General features: G+C 72.4%; 2 protein-coding genes. Both read left to right on the forward strand.

Annotated features, from left to right (window positions below; all coding sequences use genetic code 11):
* Positions 1 to 2,337 (forward strand): type I polyketide synthase (locus ACLQ28_RS34340; RefSeq protein ID WP_425690417.1); only part of this gene is annotated, 2,337 nt, incomplete at its 5' end.
* A gap of 28 nt (positions 2,338 to 2,365) precedes the next feature.
* On the forward strand, positions 2,366 to 3,851 hold a 1,486-nt coding region (locus tag ACLQ28_RS34345), incomplete at its 3' end, for a type I polyketide synthase (RefSeq protein WP_425690418.1).

Genomic DNA, 3,851 nt, shown 5'->3' on the forward strand with positions numbered 1-3,851 from the left:
TTGCCGGTGGACTACGCCTCGCATTGCGCGCACGTGGATGTGCTGCGCACCGAGTTGGAACAACTACAGGTCACACCGGGTCCGGGACGGGTGCCGTTCTACTCCACCGTCAGCCCGGACGAGACCGTGTTCGACGCCGGGTACTGGTTTCGGAATCTGCGGCAGCCGGTGCGGTTCCACGACGCGGTCACCCGCGCGGTCGACGACGGGCTGGGACTGTTCGTCGAAGTCAGCCCACACCCGGCGTTGCTGGCAGCGATCGAGGACACCGGCGGGACGGTGGTGGGCAGTCTGCGTCGTGACCAACCCGGCCCGGACACGTTCCTGACCAACCTGGCGCAAGCACACACCTACGGCGCCGACCTCGACTGGGCAACGCTCAATGTGCAGCCCGGGCATGTCGACCTCCCCACCTATCCATTCCAACAGCAGCGGTACTGGCCCGTCGCCGCGCGCGTTGAAGCGGATTCGCTGCGATACCGCATCGAGTGGAAGCCGATCCCGGCCGCGCCCGGGGGACGGCTCCCGGGTTCGTGGGTGGTGATCGCACCGGACGGCTACGCGGACGATCCGTGGCTCGCGGCGTGTGCCCGTGGCCTGGCGGCGGCCGGTGCGCACGTCACCACAGGAGCGGCGGACGGCGCGTTCGACGGGGTGGTGTCCCTGCTCGCCGTCGATGAACGGCCGCATCCGGAGCAGCCCGCCGTGTCGGCCGGCCTGGCCGCGACGCTGGCCTTGCTGAACGATCCGTCGGGCCCGGCGCCGGTGTGGCTCGTGACCCGTGCCGCCGTGACCGCGGGGGAGGACCGCGCGCCGGGCAGCGCCGTCCAGGCTCAGACGTGGGGGCTGGGTCGCGTCGCCGGCCTGGAGCAGCCCCAGCGCTGCGGCGGTGTGATCGACCTGCCGGGCGACCTCGACGAGGACGTCCTGTCCCGGCTCATCGGCGTGCTGGGTGGCACCGAGGATCAGGTGGCGATCCGATCCACGGGCGTGTTCGCCCGCAGGCTGGTGCCGGCGGCCCTCGGCACAGCCGGACGCCACTACCGGCCGACGGGCACCGTGCTGGTCACCGGCGGTTTCGGCGCGATCGGCGGGCACGTGGCCCGCTGGCTCGCGCGCCGCGGCGCCGGCCACCTGGTGCTGATCGGCCGGCGTGGCGCCGACACACCGGGCGCCGCCGCACTGCACGCCGAACTGCGCGCGACAGGTGCCGAGGTGACCATGGCCACGTGCGACGTGGCCGACCGCACCGCCCTGGAGATGCTGCTCGCCGGCCTCGACTCGCCGGTCCGGGCGGTCTTCCACGCCGCCGGCACCCTACGGGCCGAGTCGCTCGCCGAGACCACAGTGGAGAGCCTCGCCGAGGCGTACGCGGCGAAGGTGACCAGCGCTGAACACCTCGACCACCTGTTCCGCGACGCCGACCTGGACGCCTTCGTCCTCTTCTCGTCCGGCTCGGGCGTCTGGGGCAGCGCCGGCCACGGCGCATACGCGGCAGCCAACGCCCACCTCGACGCCCTGGCCCAGCGGCGCGCCGCACGCGGCCTGCACGCACTTGCTGTCTCGTGGGGGCTGTGGGAGGGCGACGGCATGGCCGCCGGAACCGGCGCGAACGAACTGCGCCGCCGGGGCATCCGGGCCATGTCCCCGGACATCGGCGTCACCGCCCTCCAACAGGCCCTCGACCGCGACGAACCGGCTGTCACGGTCGCCGACATCGACTGGGAGCGCTTCGCCGCCGTGTTCACCTCGGCGCGTCCCCGGCCGCTGCTGGACGACATCCCGGCCGCCCGTCCAGCGCCCGGTACACCCCGGCCGCAGCAGACCGGCCTGGCCGAGCAACTCGCCCACGCCACGGAAACCGACCGGCAGCGTCTGCTCCTGGACCTGGTACGGGAGCACGCCGCAGCGGCCCTGGGGCACGCCCGCGCCGACGCGGTCGAGCCGGACCGGGCGTTCCGCGATGTCGGCTTCGACTCGCTCACCGCGGTGTCGCTGCGCAACCGCCTGAACGCGGCGACCGGACTACGGCTGCCGGCAACGCTGGTCTTCGACCACTCCACACCGCTCGCCCTCGCCGCCTTCCTCCGCTCGGAGCTGGCCGTCGAGGTGACGCCCGAGCTCAAGCTGCCCGACCAACTGGACCTCGTCGAGAAGGCACTGGCCACGGGTGACCTCGGCGGCCTGAGCGCGGCCACGGTGGTCAAGCGGCTGCGTGGACTGCTCGCCCGGCTCGACGAGCGGCCCACGGACGGCGGTGGCACCGCCCGGGACCTGATCGACGCGGCCGACGACGACGAACTGCTCGCCTTCATCAACCAAGAGCTCGGCCGCTGACCAGCACCACGCAACGGGGGAGAACGGCATGGCCAACGAACAGACGCTGCGCGAGTACCTCAAGCGCGTCACCGCCGACCTGCACGAGACCCGCCAGCGGCTGCGCGACCTGGAAGCCGGACAGGAGCCGGTCGCCATCGTGGGAATGAGCTGCCGTTACCCCGGTGACGTCCGCTCACCCGAGCAGCTGTGGCAGCTCGTGACGGAGGGCCGCGACGCGATCGGGCCGTTTCCGCAGGACCGCGGCTGGGACCTGGAGAACCAGTACGACCCCGACCCTGAGCAGCCCGGCACGTTCTACGCCCGCGGGGGCGGCTTCCTGCGGGACGCGGCCCGATTCGACGCCGGATTCTTCGGTATCTCGCCGCGTGAGGCTCTCGCCATGGATCCGCAACAGCGGCTGCTGCTGGAGACGTCCTGGGAGGTGTTCGAACGGGCCGGAATCACGCCGGAGTCGATGCGCGGCACCCGGACCGGCGTCTTCGTCGGCGCTTCACCCCAGGGGTACGGCACTTCTGTGCACGAGACACCGGAGGAGGTCGAAGGACACCTGCTGACCGGGGGCTCCGGTGCCGTGCTGTCCGGGCGGGTGGCGTACACGCTGGGGCTGGAGGGCCCGGCCGTCACCGTCGACACCATGTGCTCGTCGTCGATGGTGGCGCTGCACCTGGCCGTCCGGGCACTGGGGCAGGACGATTGTTCGGCCGCTCTCGTCGGCGGCGTGACCGTGCTGTCCAACCTCGGCTCGTTCATCGAGTTCAGCCGTCAGCGCGGACTGGCGCCGGACGGCCGGTGCAAGGCGTTCTCGGCGACCGCCGACGGCACCGGGTGGGCCGAGGGCGTCGGCGTACTGCTGCTCGAGCGACTGTCCGACGCCCAGCGCAACGGCCGGCGCATCCTGGCCGTCATCCGCGGCTCGGCCATCAACCAGGACGGCGCCAGCAACGGCCTCACCGCGCCCAACGGCCAGGCCCAGCAGCGCGTGATCCGCCACGCCCTGGCGAACGCCGGCCTCACGCCGTTCGAGGTGGACGCCGTGGAAGCGCACGGCACGGGAACCGAGCTCGGCGACCCGATCGAGGCGCAGGCGTTGCTGGCAACGTATGGCAGGGACCGGACGGGCGAGCCGCTGCGGCTGGGATCGTTGAAGTCGAACATCGGTCATACGCAGGCCGCGTCCGGCGTCGCGGGCGTCATCAAGACGGTGCTGGCGCTCCGGCACGGCATCCTGCCGCCCACCCTGCACGCCGACGATCCGTCGCCGCACGTGGACTGGTCGTCGGGGTCGGTGTCCCTGCTGACGTCGGCGGAGCCGTGGCCGGAGACCGGTCGTCCGCGTCGTGCGGGGGTGTCGTCGTTCGGCGGCAGCGGCACCAACGCTCACCTGATCCTGGAACAGGCGCCTGAGCCGCAGGAGGATCCGGTCGGGGGTTCGGTGCCGTTGGTGGAGTCGGGTTTGGTGCCGTGGGTGGTGTCGGGGAAGTCGCCGGCTGCGGTGCAGGCTGGGCTGGCCG

This window comes from Micromonospora sp. DT201 (assembly GCF_049841575.1).
Lineage (GTDB): Bacteria > Actinomycetota > Actinomycetes > Mycobacteriales > Micromonosporaceae > Micromonospora.